Annotated in this window: 7 protein-coding genes; 5 read left to right on the forward strand and 2 right to left on the reverse strand. The window is 71.2% G+C overall.

The window, feature by feature from the left end:
* The first annotated feature begins 4 nt into the window (after window positions 1–4).
* The 4 genes from AB0H75_RS44275 (at window position 5) to AB0H75_RS44290 (ending at window position 12,515) form a co-directional block, all read left to right on the forward strand.
* Window positions 5–1,168 (forward strand): CaiB/BaiF CoA transferase family protein, encoded by a 1,164-nt coding sequence (locus AB0H75_RS44275; protein WP_367806923.1) that lies wholly within the window; start codon window positions 5–7, stop codon window positions 1,166–1,168.
* Window positions 1,169–1,622: 454 nt separating this feature from the next.
* Window positions 1,623–5,720 carry a LamG-like jellyroll fold domain-containing protein gene (locus tag AB0H75_RS44280; protein WP_367806925.1) on the forward strand — a complete coding sequence of 1,366 codons (4,098 nt, stop codon included), beginning with the start codon at window positions 1,623–1,625 and terminating at the stop codon, window positions 5,718–5,720.
* Between the two features lie 22 nt (window positions 5,721–5,742).
* On the forward strand, window positions 5,743–6,435 hold the full coding sequence (locus AB0H75_RS44285; RefSeq protein ID WP_367806927.1) for a DNRLRE domain-containing protein: 693 nt from the start codon (window positions 5,743–5,745) through the stop codon (window positions 6,433–6,435).
* Window positions 6,432–12,515, forward strand: coding sequence for an RHS repeat domain-containing protein (locus tag AB0H75_RS44290; protein ID WP_367806929.1), 6,084 nt, complete (start codon window positions 6,432–6,434; stop codon window positions 12,513–12,515). Before AB0H75_RS44285 ends, AB0H75_RS44290 begins: the two co-directional genes overlap by 4 nt.
* A gap of 482 nt (window positions 12,516–12,997) precedes the next feature.
* Here the strand turns inward: AB0H75_RS44290 and AB0H75_RS44295 are convergent, their stop codons facing one another.
* Window positions 12,998–13,777 carry an NAD(P)H-dependent oxidoreductase gene (locus tag AB0H75_RS44295; protein WP_367806931.1) on the reverse strand — a complete coding sequence of 260 codons (780 nt, stop codon included), beginning with the start codon at window positions 13,775–13,777 and terminating at the stop codon, window positions 12,998–13,000.
* 139 nt (window positions 13,778–13,916) lie between these two features.
* Between AB0H75_RS44295 and AB0H75_RS44300 the strand changes: the two genes are divergently transcribed.
* On the forward strand, window positions 13,917–14,762 hold the full coding sequence (locus tag AB0H75_RS44300; protein WP_367806933.1) for a helix-turn-helix transcriptional regulator: 846 nt from the start codon (window positions 13,917–13,919) through the stop codon (window positions 14,760–14,762).
* Window positions 14,763–15,048: 286 nt separating this feature from the next.
* On the opposite strand, the gene AB0H75_RS44305 is transcribed toward AB0H75_RS44300, so the two are convergent.
* Window positions 15,049–15,804, reverse strand: coding sequence for an SDR family NAD(P)-dependent oxidoreductase (locus AB0H75_RS44305; protein ID WP_367806935.1), 756 nt, complete (start codon window positions 15,802–15,804; stop codon window positions 15,049–15,051).
* Window positions 15,805–15,965 lie beyond the last annotated feature (161 nt).

The following is a 15,965-nucleotide window of genomic DNA, read 5'->3' on the forward strand; positions in this document are numbered from 1 at the left end:
GTGAATGCACCGTCAGCAGTTGCCACTGGACGGCGTCAAGGTCGTGGACCTGACCAACGTGCTGGCCGGGCCGTACTGCAGTTACCAGCTGATGCTGTTCGGCGCCGAGGTGGTCAAGGTGGAGCGGCCCGGCACCGGCGACCTCGCCCGGCAGCTCGGGCCGGACCCCGGCCTCAACCGCGAGCTCCTGGGCGCCTCCTTCCTGGCCCAGAACGCCGGCAAGAAGTCCGTCGAGCTCGACCTGAAAAGCCCGGACGGGCGGGCCGCCTTCGAGACGATGGTCGCGGAGGCCGACGTCCTGCTGGAGAACTTCAGGGCCGGGGTGATGGCCAGGCTCGGCTACGGCTGGGACCGCCTGCGCGAGCTGAACCCCGCTCTGGTGTACTGCGCGATCTCCGGCTTCGGGCAGAGCGGCCCGATGAGCGGCGCCCCCGCCTACGACCAGGTCGTCCAGGGGTTGTCCGGCATGATGAGCGTCACCGGCACCCCCGACACGGCCCCGCTGCGGGTGGGCTTCCCCGTCTGCGACACCGTCGGCGGGCTGATGGCCGCCCTGGCGGTCTCCGCCGCGCTGGCCGGACGGCACCGCACCGGGCGCGGCTGCTTCCTGGACCTGTCCATGCTGGAGGCCGCGATCTCCGCGATGGGCTGGACCGTCTCCAACTACCTGGTCAGCGGGGTCGAGCCGGAGCCGATGGGGGACCAGAACGCCACCGCCGCCCCGTCCGGCACGTTCGAGGCCGCCGACGGGCCGCTCAACATCGCCGCCAACCAGCAGGCCCAGTTCGAGACGCTGTGCCGGCTCATCGGGCGGCCCGACCTGCCCGCCGACCCGCGCTTCGCCGAGCGGGAAACGCGCAAGACCCACAGGCAGGCCCTCAACCGGGAGCTCAACCAGGCGCTGCGGGCCAGGACCGCCCTGGAGTGGGAGGAGACGCTCTCCCGCGAAGGCGTGCCCGCCGCCCGCGTCCTCACCGTCCCCCAAGCACTCGCCCTCGACCAGGTACGCCACCGCGGCTTCCTGACCGAGGTGCCGTTCGCCGGATCCGGCGGGCGACCGGTGGCCGTCACCGGCAACGGCGTGCTCGTCGACGGCGCCGCCCTGCGCCCCCGCGGCGCCGCCCCGCTGCTCGGGCAGCACAACGACGAGTTCGAGGCCGTGTCGTGAACGAGCGGGCCGAGCAGGCGCTCCCCGCGTCGTCGAGCTGCGCGGGCGGCCCGTCCAGGACCTCGTCGGGCGGATCGGCCTCGCCGAGCTGATCTGGCTCATGCTGCGCGGCGAGCGGCCCGGCCCGCGCCGGACGGCGCTGCTGGAGGCGGCGCTGGTGTCGTCGGTCGGCCACGGGCCGGCCGCGCCGGGGAACGGCTGCGTGGCCGCCGTCCTCTGCTGGGCGCGCCCGGAACGGAGCCGTTGGCACGAATCCTCCGGCAGATTGGCTGTTCCCTGTCTTCCTCGTCGGTCGAAGATCACGAACTATGGATCACGTTCAGGCTCCCGGTGTGCACGGCGGTGATGTGCGTCTCGTCGGCCTGCGCCATGTCGGGCCACTTCACTTTCGGGGGCGAACGTGCGAGCTCTCCTCGCCGGCGTTTCAGCGCTGTTGATCTTATTGCCGAACCTGATGATCTCGCAGGCCGCGGCGCAGGCCGCGGCGCCGACCCCCGAGCAGCAGGCCAGGGCCACGGGGCGGCAGGCCGAGGTGCTGTCGCAGCGGACGGAGCGCAGCCAGGTCTTCGCCCAGCCCGACGGCTCCTACTCGATGGAGCAGTCGCCGGAGCCGGTCCGCGTCCGGCGTGGCGAGGGCTGGGCCGACGTGGACACGACGGTCCGGGTGCTGCAGGACGGCCGGGTCGGGCCCGCCGCCACCGTCACCCCGACCGTCTATTCCGGCGGCGGCACCGCGCCGCTGGCGGAGTTCGGCGGCGACGACCGGCTCGTGCTCCACTGGCCCGCCGAGCTGCCCGCGCCGAAGCTCGACGGCGACAGGGCCGTCTACGCCGAGGTCCTGCCCGGCGTGGACCTGCAGATGGAGACGTTCACGCAGGGCTTCGGCTACGCGCTGATCGTCAAGAACCGCGAGGCGGCGCGCGATCCCGCGGTGCGGGAGATCCGGCTCAAGGCCGACGGCCTGACGGTGAGGACCGACAAGGGCGTGCGCAAGGCCGTCACCGGCAAGGGCAAGGAGATCTTCCAGTCGCCGACGTCGGTCGTGCAGGACTCGGCGCCGTCGGGCGGTCCTGGGTCCCGCCGCGGCCACTCCACGATCGGGGGCGACGGCGACGAGATCACGATCACGCCCGACCCGAAGATCCTGGACGACCCGGAGGCCGGGTTCCCGATCCGGATCGCCGAGCAGTGGTGGCCGGTCGGCCAGTTCGGCTGGACGTCGGTGTACAAGGAGTTCCCGAACGACTCCTACTGGAACGGCGCCAACATGGGCGACGACAGGCGCGCCCGCGCCGGCTACTCGGGGGACTGGGACTGGCCGCCGGTCACCGTCCGCTCGTTCTACCACTTCGACCTGCGCTCCATGCGGGACAAGCACGTGCTGGGCGCCGAGCTGAACATTCTCGGCGGCTACTCCTCGACCTGCGCCAAGAGCACCTACTGGCTGGCGCACTCCGAGGGCGTCTGGAGCGGGACGACCTGGAACAACCAGCCCGGCGTCGGGCACGTCCAGGAGCGCTGGGAGGACGGTTTCGGGCGGACGGGTTGCGCCCCCCGGTGGGTCGGCTGGGACGTCGGATCCGACGTGTCCTGGTCGAACCACGTCGCCAGGACCGAATACGTCACCTTCCGGCTCACCGGCCCCGAGGGCGACAAGTACGGCTGGCGCAAGTGGGACACCACCTCCCAGGGCCAGCACCCGAAGCTGATCATCCGGTTCAACCAGTACCCGCAGACGCCCACCGACCAGACCGCGTCGCCGAAGCCCGGCTGCTTCCACGTCCCGGACCAGCCGTACATCACGACGAACCGGCCGACGCTGAAGGCTCGGCTGAACGACCCCGACGGCGGGCGCCTGTCGGCCGTGTTCGAGGTCTGGCGCCCTGGCGGCGCCGGTCCCCTGCGCGAGTTCGTGGTCGGCGAGTACGAGTCCGGCTCGGAGTTCCAGGTGACGTTACCGGGCGACCTGTACGCCAACGGCGACACGATCGCGTGGCGGGTCAAGGCGAGGGACCCGTACGGGGCGGAGTCGGGCTGGGGGAGCTGGTGTGACATCACGGTCGACACGACGCCGCCCGACCGCAAACCCACGGTGTTCTCGCCCGACTACCCCGAGGGCGAGTCGAGCGGCGCCCCGGGCAAGTCGGGCCGCTTCTTCTTCGACGCGGACAACCTCGGGGACGCGGCCGGATTCCGCTACCGCGTCAGCGGGCAGGGCTGGCAGTTCGTGCCGGCCGTGAACGGCTCGGCCACCGTGGACATCGCGCCGGTCACCGCCGACCCGATCAGGCTCGACGTCACCATCGAGGACAAGGCCGGCAACATCGGGCAGGACAACGAGCTGCGGCCCGACCTGAGCAACGTGCGCAAGTACGAGATCCGGGTCAACGGGCCCACACCGCCGGTCAGCCACTGGAAACTCGAAGGCCGGCACCTGGACACCGAGGCCAGGGACTCGACCGGCACCCATCCGGGCTCGTTCCCCGCCGGCAAGGCCGCCTGGACCAAGGGCAGGTCCGGCAGTGCCCTGGCCCTCCGGGGCAGCGCCGACTCGTTCGTGACCACCCGCGACGGCCCCGTCCTCGACACCACCAGCAGCTTCACCGTCAGCGCCTGGGTGCGGCTGGACGCCGACCCGGGATCGTTGTGGAAGACCGCCGTCTCCCAGGACGGCGACAGCGTCAGCCGGTTCGCGCTGCAGTACAAGGGCGAGAGCACCAGGCGGTGGGCGTTCTCCATGATGTCGGAGGACTCCAGCGCGCCCAGGATCGACTCGGCCGTCGCGACCGACGACCGCTTCCTGCCCCGGGTCGGCGTGTGGACGCACCTGAGCGGCGTGTACGACCGCGCGCAGCGGAAGATCTTCCTCTACGTCAACGGCGTGCTCGCCGGCCAGTCCGCGCACGACGGCAACTGGACCAGCGACTCGCCGAACACCCTGCTGATCGGCCGCGGCAAGTGGGCACGCCAGATCGGCGACTACTGGCCCGGCACGATCGACGAGGTCAAGGTGTACGACCGGGCGCTGTCCGACCTGCGTCCCGCCAACGGCCCCTCCGAGCTGGACGAGCTGGCCTGGACCCCGCTGCAGGAGGCGGTGTTCGCCTTCGACGAGGGCACGGGCACCAGGACCCACGACGCGACCGGCAACCCGCGCGCCGCGACCCTGCCGGCGCAGAACTGGACGGCGGGCCGCAACGGCACGACCGGCTTCCGGCTGGACAGCACCTACGAGGGCACCGACCACGCGATCGCCGAGGGCCCGGTCGTCCGGACCGACGACAGCTTCACGGTGTCGGCCTGGGTGCGGCCGGAGAAGCAGGCCGTCGGCTCGCGGACCATAGCCGCGCAGTCGGGCACCTACCTGAGCGGCTTCTACCTGCAGTACCGCTGGCTGGAGGGCGAGAAGGGCCCCACGTGGAGCTTCATGGTGCCGGACGCCGACAACGCCACGCCGGTCTGGTACCGGGCCATGGCGTCGGTGGCGCCGGTCGAGGGCCAGTGGACCCATGTCGCGGGCGTCTATGACGAGTCGGTGCCGGAGCTGCGCATCTACGTCAACGGCGCGCAGAGCGGGGCGGCCACGCCGCTGCCGGCGCAGAAGTGGAACGCCGGCGGCAACCTGCAGATCGGGCGCGACCTGTTCCAGGGCCGCGTCCTCGACCCGTGGCTGGGCGCGATCGACGAGGTCCGCGTGCACAGCGGGGTGCGCACCGCCGCCGACATCCAGGCGGAGTACCGCTCGCCGGTGCCCGACCGCACCCGGCTGCCCGCGCACGGCCGCTACATCGACCACCGCGGTGACCACCGGGGCGGCAACGGGCCGATGCCGGTGGAGTACCGCAAGGAGGGCACGCTCGGCTTCTACGCCCCCGCCGGCACTCCGGGCACGCATCTGCTCTACGGCTGCGTCGCCCCGGCCACCTCGGGCGGCGTCCAGGCGTTCACCAGCAAGGACCCCGGCTGCGAGGGCCACAAGTCCCTCGGCGCGCTCGGCCTGGCCTACACCACCCCGCCGGAGGGGATCACCACGAGGAAGCTGATCCGGTGCCGGGTCCGCGAGGGCTGGCAGGAGCACTTCGACTCGACCACCTCCGACTGCGAGGGCCAGATCGTGGACGCGGCCCCCGCCGGGGAGCTCGGCTACCTGCTGCCGTACACGCTGCTGACCCGTCACGCGCAGACCGACGGCCCGGCCGACCGGCGCAGCGACATCGGCAACCTGCCCGCCGGTTACCAGGCGCAGCGCGACCTCGTCGCGATTGCGAACACCGGCGCGGCGGGACTGAAGGGCCTGTACCTGTGCCGGGCGGGCACGGACACGTTCCTGTCGCAGGACAGCGCGTGCGGCGGCAAGGACAACGAACTGCTCAAGTGGTTCGGCGGGGTGTGGCCCGACAAACCCGCCGATCCCGCCGCCAAGGAATTGTTCAGCTGCGTGCAGGTGGGCGGCGCCAGGGAGCGGTTCGAGTCGCTGGACCCGGAGTGCGAAGGCCAGGACGTCCTCGGCTCGCTCGGCTTCGGCCTCGATCCCGCCCGCGTCAGCAGATAGTCCCTCACACAAAGGAGGCCCCATGAGGGTCGATCGTCCCCTGCTCGGAAGAGCGCTGGCCGTGGTGCTCGCCGCGATCGCGGCGCTCGCCCTGCTCGCCGCGCCCGGCCAGGCCAGTGCGCCGCCCGGCGTCACCGACAACGGCGACGGCACGTTCACCCTGCGGCAGCGGCAGGAAGAGATCGTGAGCGGCGCCGACACCGGCTGGACCAGCGTCTACAGCGCGTTCCCCACCACCGGTCACTGGAACGGCGCCGGCCTGGCCGACGGCCGCGCCAGAGCCGGCTTCCAGGACTGGACCGAGCCGGCCATCGCCAGGTCGTTCTTCCAGTTCGACGTCTCGCGGCTGGGCAAGGCGCGGGTCCTGCGCGCGGAGCTGACCCTGTTCGGCGCGCACTCGGCGACCTGCGCGGGCTCGGCGGTGTCCCTGCGTTCGACCGGCCCCGTCGACGCGAGCACGACCTGGAACACGCAGCCGGCCGTGTACTCGGCCCGGACCACGTACGAGAGCGGGTTCTGCGGCGGCGGCCGGTGGATCGGTTTCGACGTGACCGGCGAGGTCGCCGAGGCCGCGGGCCGCGGGCCCACCGCGACCTTCGGCCTGACCGCGGCCGACGAGCGCGACAGGTACGCCTACCGCGCCTACGGCACGGGCGCCACGGGCCAGGCCCCTGTCCTGACCATCACGTTCGAGATCCCGGAAGGGACGAGATGAGACCCTTACCGACCTTCAGAGCGCTCGGCCTGGCCGTGACGCTCGGGCTGTCCCTGGTGGCGGGGCTGCCGGCCACCGCCTCGGGCGCGGACCGGCCGCCGGGCGACCCCGCGCGCCTGAGCCAGGCGGCCACCGTCGCCGGCCGGAAGCTGCAGGTGCCGGCCGTCCCGGCCGACGCCGCCTGGGAGAACCGGCTGCGCGGCAAGACGCAGGTGACGTGGCCGGCCGCGGTCACCGCCGTGGTCGAGACGGAGCCGGGGGCCAGGCCCGCCCGCGTCGGCGAGTCCCCGGTCTCCGTCGCCGCCGTCGCCGCCGGCGGGGACGGCGCGGCACCCGCCAAGGTGCGGGTCAACCTGTGGGAGCGCGCGGCGGCCGAGCGCGCGGGCGTCCAGGGGCTGGCCCTGGACGTGCGCCGGGCCGACGGCCGGTCCGACAAGGGCGCGCTGGACCTGGAGCTCGACTACTCCGGGTTCCGCCAGGCGTACGGCGGCGACTTCGGCGCGCGCCTGAGGGTCGTCGCGCTGCCCGCGTGCACGCTGACCGACCCTGACAAGCCCGAGTGCCGCACGCAGACGGCCGTGCCCACGCGCAACGACGCGAAGACGGGCAAGGTCTCCGCCCGCGTGGCGGTGCAGGCCGAGGAGGCGGTCTACGCCCTGGCCCCCGCGCCGGAGGGGCAGACCGGCGACTACAAGGCCACGTCGCTCGCGCCGGCCATGAAGTGGGAGGTCGGCGGCAACAGCGGCAGCTTCACCCTGTCCTACCCGCTGAAGGCGCCCGCCGTGCCGGGCGGCCTGGTGCCGGAGCTGGCGCTGAACTACTCCTCGGGCAGCGTGGACGGCCGTACCGCCTCGACGAACAACCAGGTCTCCTGGGTCGGCGAGGGCTGGGACCTGTGGTCCGGCTACGTCGAGTGGCGCTTCAAGGCCTGCGCCGACGACGGCGTGAGCGGCGACACCGGCGACATGTGCTGGGCCGGTGACCACGCCTCCGTCGCGCTGAACGGCAAGGCGACCGACCTGCTCTACGACCCCGACCGCAAGCTGTGGCGGCTCAAGGACGACGACGGCTCCCGCGTGGAGTTGCTGACCGGCGGCGACAACGGCGACCACGGCAACCAGTTCTGGCGGGTCACCACCACCGACGGCACCCAGTACCACTTCGGCGCCGAACCGCGCACCCAGTCGACCTGGACGGTGCCGGTGTTCGGCAACAACGCCGGCGAGCCGTGCAACAAGACCTCCGGTTTCGGCGACTCCTGGTGCCAGCAGGCCTGGCGCTGGAACCTCGACCGGGTCGTGGACCGCGCCGGCAACACCATCACCTACTTCTACGCCAAGGAGACCAACCACTACGGCCTCAACATGGCCAAGAGCAAGGTCGAGTACACTCGGGGCGGGACGCTGGAGCGCGTCGAGTACGGCTCCCGCGCCGGTTCCCCGGCCACGGCACAGGTCGCGTTCGAGACCGCCGACCGCTGCCGGGAGGACGCCGACTGCACCAAGCACGCCAAGGAGAGCTACCCCGACGTCCCCTACGACCAGGAATGCACGGACTCCACCTGCGCGGGTAAGGTCTCGCCGACCTTCTGGAGCACCAAGCGGCTGGCCAAGGTGACCACGTCGATCGGCGGCGAGCCCGTCGACTCCTGGACCCTGGAGCAGGGCTTCCCGCTCACCGGTGACTCCTCCGACCCCGCCCTGTGGCTGCAGAAGATCAACCACGTCGGCCTGGCGGGCGGGACGCGCACCGCGATGCCGCCGGTGGAGTTCCGCGGCACGCCCGAGCCCAACCGGGTGAACACGCCCGAGGACGGCCTGCTGCCGATGCAGAAGTACCGCCTGCACGTCGTCAACAACGAGTCCGGCGGGCGCGTCGAGATCAACTACGCCGCCGACGACTGCCCGGCGAGCGGGCTGGCGCAGCTCAAGCCGGAGACCAACACGCTGCGTTGCTTCCCCGCCCGCTGGACGCCGAAGGGAAGCGAGGCGGTCGACGACTGGTTCCGCAAGTACGTGGTCGCCGTGGTCAACGCCGACGAGCGCGTCGGCGGGGGCAAGATCGAGCAGACCTCCTACGAGTACGCCGGCGGCGGCGCCTGGCACTACAACGACGACCCCCTGCAGAAGCCGGAGCACCGCTCCTGGACGCAGTGGCGCGGCTACGAACGGGTCAAGGTCCGCACCGGCAATCCGGCGTCCGAACCGGGCGTGAAGCAGACCGAGAAGGAGTTCCGCTACTTCCGGGGCATGCACGGCGACCGGCTCAACCGCGACGGCGGCACCAAGAACGCCCAGGTCGAGGACTCCACGACCGCCAAGCACGAGGACTCCGACGGCCTGCAGGGCTTCCAGCTGGAGGAACGCACGCTGGACGGCAAGGACGGCCCCGAGGTCAGCGGCACGGTGAGCCTTCCGTACCGGGTGCACACGGCCACGGCCGGCAGTGCCCAGGCGTACGTGGTCAAGCCCGGCAGGACGCTCGGCCGGACCACGCTCGCCGCCGGCGGCGTGCGCCGTACCGAGACCTCCTACGCCTATGACGAGGACCACAACGTCAAGGAGCTCAAGGACCTCGGCGACGTCGACAAGGCCGGCGACGACCGGTGCACGACGACCACCTACGCCAAGAACCGCGACCGCTGGATCCTCGACCTGCCCAGCCAGGTGACGACCGTCGGCGTGGCCTGCGGCACGCCGCCGTCGTTCCCGCGCGACGCCGTCTCCGACGAGCGGACCTACTACGACGACGGGGCGCTGAACGCGGCGCCGACCTCCGGCTTCGCCACCAAGAAGGAGAAGGTGAAGGACTACGCCGACGGCAAGCCGGTCTACGTGCTCGACGGCGAAACCAGCTACGACGCCTACGGCCGCCCGCTGAAGGTCTCCGACGCCCTGCAGCGGACCAACGTCACCACCTACGAGCCCGCGACCGGGCCGCCGACGAAGGTCACCATGACCGACCCGGCGGGCAACGCCACCGAGAGCGTCATGAACCCGGTCTTCGCCGAGCCGACCTCGACCAAGGACGTCAACGGCCGGAGGACCGACCTGACCTACGACGGCCTCGGCCGGCTCACGGCGGTGTGGATGCCGAGCCGCGACAAGGCCGGCGGCGAGGGCCCGAACGTGCGCTTCTCGTACACCATCCGCAACGACGGCACCAGCTACGTGTCGACCGAGTCGCTGCGGGCGAACGAGAACACGCAGACCTCGTACGCCCTCTACGACGGCTTCCTGCGGCCGAGGCAGACCCAGGAACCGGCGTGGCTGGAGGGCGGCCGCACCGGCCGGGTGATCACCGACACCGTCTACGACTCGCGCGGGCTGGAGGTCAAGCGCAACGGCAGGTACTACAACGAGGGAACCGCGGCGGGCGGTGACCTCTTCGCGCCGACCTCCGGCGACGCGAAGATCCCGTCGCAGACGGTGCTGACGTACGACGGCGCCGGACGGGAGGTCAAGTCGGAGCTCTTCAGCGAGGGCCGGCCCCTGTCCGCCAGCTGGACCACCACGACCGAGCACCGCGGGGACCACACCCTGGTGGTACCGCCGAAGGGCGGCACGCCGCGCGCCACGTTCAAGGACGCGCGCGACCAGGTGACGGAGCTGCGCCAGCTCGGCAGCCTGACCGGGACCCCGGGCGTCACCACCAAGTACGCCTACGACAAGGCGGGCCGCCTGGCCAGCCTGACCGACCCGGCCGGCAACCAGTGGACCTACCGCTACGACGTCCGCGGCCGCCAGGTCGAGGTCAAGGACCCGGACAAGGGCACCTCCACGATGGAGTACGACGACGCCGACCAGCTCGTCAAGCTCACCGACGCCCGCGGCCAGGTCGTCGTGCACAAGTACGACAAGCTCGGCCGCGAGTACGAGACCCGCAAGGACTCCGACACCGGCACGCTGCTGACCAAGAAGACCTACGACACCGTGAGCGACGCGCGCGGCCAGCTCGCCACCAGCTCCCGGTTCGCCGGCGGCCAGGAGTACAAGACGGAGATCCTCGCCTACGACGCCGGATACAACGTCACCGACAAGAAGGTCACCGTCCCGGCCGGCGAGCAGGGACTGGCGGGCAGCTACCGGTCGAAGGCGAGCTACAGCCCGGACGGCTCCCTGTTGTGGGAGAGCGTGCCGAAGCTCGGCGGCGACCTCGGCGGCGAGGAGCTCCGCTACACCTACGACGACTTCGGCAAGCTGAGCTCCGTCGGCAACGACGACGGCACCTACGTGGGCTACACCCGCTACACCGAGTTCGGCGAGCTGGACATGATCCGGCGCGGCGCGGTCAACAGCGAGGCGTGGACGTTGCGGGACTACCACACGGCGACCCGCCGCCTGTCGCGGCTCGTCGTGGAGACGCGCAAGACCATCGGCGCCCAGTCGGACCTGCGCTACGGCTACGACGAGGAGGGCAACGTCACGTCGTTGCTGACGAACGCGGCCGGGCAGAAGCCGGACCGGCAGTGCTTCGGCTACGACTACCTCAAGCGCCTGACCGAGGCGTGGACGGCCGGGAGCACGACCGCCGACGACTGCCTGCTCGGGGCGGGCAAGGTCATCGACGGCCCGGTGCCGTACTGGACGAGCTACGTCTACGACGCGATCGGCAACAGGAAGACCGAGACCGAGCACGGCCTGAACGGCGCGCGCGACACCGTACGCCAGTCGACCTACCCGGACACCGGCAAGCCCCGTCCGCACGCCCCGCTGTCGGTGACCACCACCGGCCCGTCCGGGTCGAGGACCGACACCTTCGCCTACCACCCGACCGGCACGACGGCCGCCCGCCCCGGGCCCACCGGCACGAGCCAGACCCTGACCTGGGACGAGGAGGACCGGCTGGCCACCACCTCGTCGGGAACGAGCTACGTCTACGAGGCCGACGGCGACCGGCTGCTCAACCGGGACAACACCGGCACCACGCTCTACCTCTCCAGCGGGGAGGTGCGCTGGAACAAGGCCACCGGCGAGCTGACCGGCACGCGCTACTACAAGCACGGCGGCGAGGTGATCGGCATGCGCACGGCCAAGGGCGTGACCTGGCTGTCGCAGGACCTCAACGGCAGCGACGTCGCCGCGATCGACTCGGGTGCCCTGCAGGTCGCGCACCGGCGCCTGGACCCGTTCGGCAAGCAGCGCGGCACGCCGCCCGCCAAGTGGCCCTCGACCCGCGGTTTCGTGGGCGGTGTCACCGAGGAGGCGACCGGGCTGGTCAAGCTGGGCGCTCGCGACTACGACAGCGCGGGCGGCAAGTTCCTGGCCGTGGACCCGCTGCTCGATCCCGAAACCCCGGAACACCTCAACGCCTACTCCTACGCGAACAACACGCCGGTGACCCAGTCCGACCCGTCGGGCCTGGCCCCGATGCAGTGCCTGGGCTGCGGCAGCTTCGACACCTCCAAGCCGGCGGCGGCACCGCCGCCCGCGCCGATCAACCTGAACCCCGTCAACGGCAACTCCTACGGCACCGGCTACGACCCGAACTGGCGCGCCCTCGACCAGTTCTTCAAGCGCATCGTCAAGTTCCCGATGTTGTACGACTACAAGTTCAAGGTCACCTACATCCCGGGGACGCAGTACCCGCCCAGCTCCGAGTACCCGCAGGGGCCGAGCCCGATCGCCTTGAGCGTCGACCCCGAGGTGGCGATCAAGGAGCTGCGGCGCTGCTTCAACTGCAGCTTCCCGATCAGGAACGCGCCGTCGAAGTTCCCGGCGGACGGCGAGTTCATCCCCCTGGACGCCTCGCCCCTGCCCAAGCCGCTGGCGCAGAAGATCGGGGTGCCGCCGATCAACGCGCACCTGAACGCCTACCACTACCACCCGGACGGCAACGGCTTCCACTTCGTGGCCGGCCAGAAGCACTTCGAGGAGCCGGGCTCGGTGGTCGCGTTCAACTTCGAGAAGGACGACCAGGGCCACCTGAACCTCAGGGTGCGAGCATGGGGGGAGACGTGGCTGGGCGACGCGGCGGTGACCGGCGCGCGCATGCAGTGGCAGAAGTTCTCCGAGCAGATCGGCATGAACATCGTCGAGAACCACTGCAAGTCGAGCGGTGCGGGAGGGGTGAGATGCTGACCCGCTGACACCACAGGAGAACGGCCCGCCACGTCCTGCCCGGCAGGACGTGGCGGGCCGTTCGACGCCGAACTCAAGGAAGTGAACCAGGCCAGGCCCGGAGTGCTGGACGAGACCTTGAGCGCGCCCTTCGCGCCCTTCACGGCATTCACGGCATCGCGGCTGAAGCGTCCAACGCGCGGATTCTCCCGCCGGCCATCCCGAACTCATCGACCCGGCCGCCGGGTGTCGGTCCTGGGGCGTGTGGCGGACTGGCCTGAACACGGCAGCGACCTGGCGACCTGCTTCCCGGCCGCCGCACGGCGGCTCTGCACCTCGCAGCAGGCGCTCAGCTCGATCGCCGCCGCCGTCGTGGCACTGTGCGGGCTGCGAGCTGACCCTCGACCTCCTGGTCCACCAGGTCGTCGCGGCGAGCGTCGCGGCCCGGCAGCCCGATCTCGTACGGCGCCCGGTGCCGATCCCCGATCATGCGAAGGCAGAGCTCAGGACCGCACGTGCAGCCTGAATCCCGAGCGGCCCGCGGGCTCCAGCCCCTCCTTCAGGTGCAGCGACGGGATCTCGTAATCGCCGAAGTTCTGCCGCCGGAACGGGATCGGCTCGGTCGAGTCCAAGGTCAGCAACCGCTCCTCCCAGGCCTTGGCGATGTCGGGGAAGTCGGCGTCGGTGACCCGGTCGGTGCCGTACAGCACGAACGGCGGCAGCACCTCGATTCCCGGGTAGTACAGGATGCCGTGCTGGATCGGGAACAGCAGGTCATCGATCGGGCCGTTGATCCCGCGCTCGGCGTAGTGCGACTCCGGTCCGCCTGCGGTCACCGACAACAGCGCCCGCCTGCCGGCCAGGGTCCCCTCGCCGAAGCGCTCGCCGTACTTGACGTCGCTGTGCTCGCCGACACCATAGGCGAAGTGGTACGTGAAGACCCGGTCGACCCAGCCCTTGAGGATCGCCGGCATCGTGTACCACCACAACGGGAACTGAAAAATGATCATGTCGGCCCACAGCAGTTTCTCCTGCTCGGCCAGCACGTCCGCGGTCAGCGTCCCGGAGTCGAAGGCCCGGCCCGAGTCGGCGGCGACCTTCAGCGGGCTGGAGGCGGAGCGGCCGTAGTCATCGGCGTCCACGACCGCCTTCCAGCGCATCGCGTACAGGTCACTGACCCGCACCTCGTGCCCCGCCTTCTCCAGCGTGGCCACCGCCAGGTCCTTCAGCGCCCCGTTGAGCGACCTCGGCTCCGGGTGGGCGTAAACGATCAGCGTCTTCATCGGAACTCCTTCAGGATCGGGTGCCTACGATCCTCCGCCTCCCGGCAGCCGCCGTTCAGGGACGCTGTTTCCACCGGACCCGGCTTCCTAGGAACGGCAGGACCACCTTCGCCGCCGGCGCCCGCGAGATACTGGATCAATGGACGATCTCGCGAGCTTCTTGCGCACCCGCCGCTCCCGGGTCGACCCGGCCGGGGCGGGCATTCCGCTCGACGGCCGCCGCCGGGTGCAAGGGCTGCGGCGCGAAGAGGTCGCGCACCTGTCCGGGGTGAGCGTCGACTACTACGTACGCCTTGAGCAGGGCCGCGCCACGCAACCCTCGGAACAGGTACTCGACGCGCTCGCGCGGGTCCTGGAGCTCGACGACACCGAACGCGGCCACCTGTACCGGCTGGCCCGGCAGCGGCGCCGCAAGGCGAAGTCGCCCACCGGCCGGCTGCGCCCGGAACTACGGCAGGTCCTTGACCTCATCACCGACGCGCCCGCGCTCATCGTCGACCACCGTCTCGACGCCGCCGCCGGCAACCACCTCGCCCATCTGCTGTACGGCCGCCCCGTGGAGGGTCTCAACACGGCCCGGCACCTCTTCCTGGAGGAGACCGGGCGCGGCCTGTACGCCGACTGGGACCAGTGCACCCGTGACGTGGTCGGGCACCTGCGCCTGGCGGCCGGCAAATACCCGGACGACCCGCGCCTGGCCTCACTGATCGGCGAGCTGGCGATGGGCAGCGAACGCTTCCGCCGCTTGTGGGCCCGCGCCGACGTACGCGCACGCACCTACGGACGCAAGGCCTACCACCACCCCTTGGTCGGAGACCTGGAGCTGCACCAGGAGAACTTCGCCCTGCCGGATGAGTCGGGCCTCGAACTGCTGGTGCTCTCGGCGGCCCCCGGCAGCCCGTCCGCAGACGCGCTGCGGCTCCTGGCCGCCCTGGACACCGATCACGCCGTCCGCCCCACCGCCCAGCCACAACGGGGCAGATGACACGTAAGCTACCGAATCCGCGGGGGTTCACCCCGCTGCCGCGCCGCCGGGTGGCCGAGCGCGCCCTCGGCCGGCTGATGCCGTACCGCCGCCCGGCCCGCGACCACGAAACCCGCCCCGGCCGCTCCGCGGCCATGATCCACATCACCGTGATCGACCTCATGAGCCGCCGCCTCACCGGCGAGAACACCCCACCTGGCGCGGCACCTGAACCCGGGGCGGGACGGGACCGAACCCCTGCCCAGATACCGACTCCCGCGAACCGAGCCGGGTCCTGCTCCCGGGATCAACGGTTGGGGAAGGAGCCGACGAGGCCGCCGTCGATCACCAGGTCCTGCCCGGTGATGTAGGAGGCGTCGTCGGAAGCCAGAAAGGCCACGGCGGCGGCGACTTCGGCGGCGTGCCCGATGGTCCCCAAGGGCACCTGTGCGGCGTTGCGGTCGTCGGCCTCCGGATCGTCATTGGCGCCGCGGTACATCTCGGTGTCGATATAGCCAGGGCTGATCGAGTTGACGCGGATGCCGCGTGGAGCCAGTTCGGAACCGAGGGTGCGCGCCAGATTGTGGACGGCGGCTTTGGTCGCCGAATAGACGGAGGCGATCGGCAGGCCGCGATACAGCGTCCATGAGGCGTTCAGGACGACCGCGCTGCCCTCCTTCAGCAGCGGGAGCGCTTTCTGGACCGTGAAGTAAACGCCCTTGAAGTTGACGTCGACGGAGTGGTCGAAGTCGGCTTCGGTGAGCTCGGCGCTGGGTTTGAAGACGCCCGTGCCCGCATTGGCGAAGACAACGTCCAGGCTGCCGCGCCAGGTCTCGATGCGGCGCATCAGCGCATCCAGGTCAGCCAGGTTCGCGGCGTCAGCGCGGACGGTCAGCAGGCGCGGCCCGGCGTCGAGGTGACCGGCCGCGCGTTCCAGCCGGGATTCGTCACGTCCGGTGATGACGACGTAAGCGCCCTCGTCGAGCAGCCGGCGGGCGGTGGCCAGGCCCATGCCGGAGGTGCCACCGGTGATCAGGACTGTGCGGTTGGCGAATCGCTTCATGGCGCCCATCCTCCGCGGGCGGGCGGAGATCCAACAGTGTGGGACGAACCTGGGTCTGCCACCACCACCTTTCTGCGCGACCCCCGGCCTTCGGACAGTCGGCCACATAAGCTGACCGGGCGCGTCGATCGCCTCCCTGCCGGCTCGAGTAGGCTCTCCGG

It is taken from the genome of Nonomuraea sp. NPDC050783 (assembly GCF_040802095.1).
GTDB lineage: Bacteria > Actinomycetota > Actinomycetes > Streptosporangiales > Streptosporangiaceae > Nonomuraea.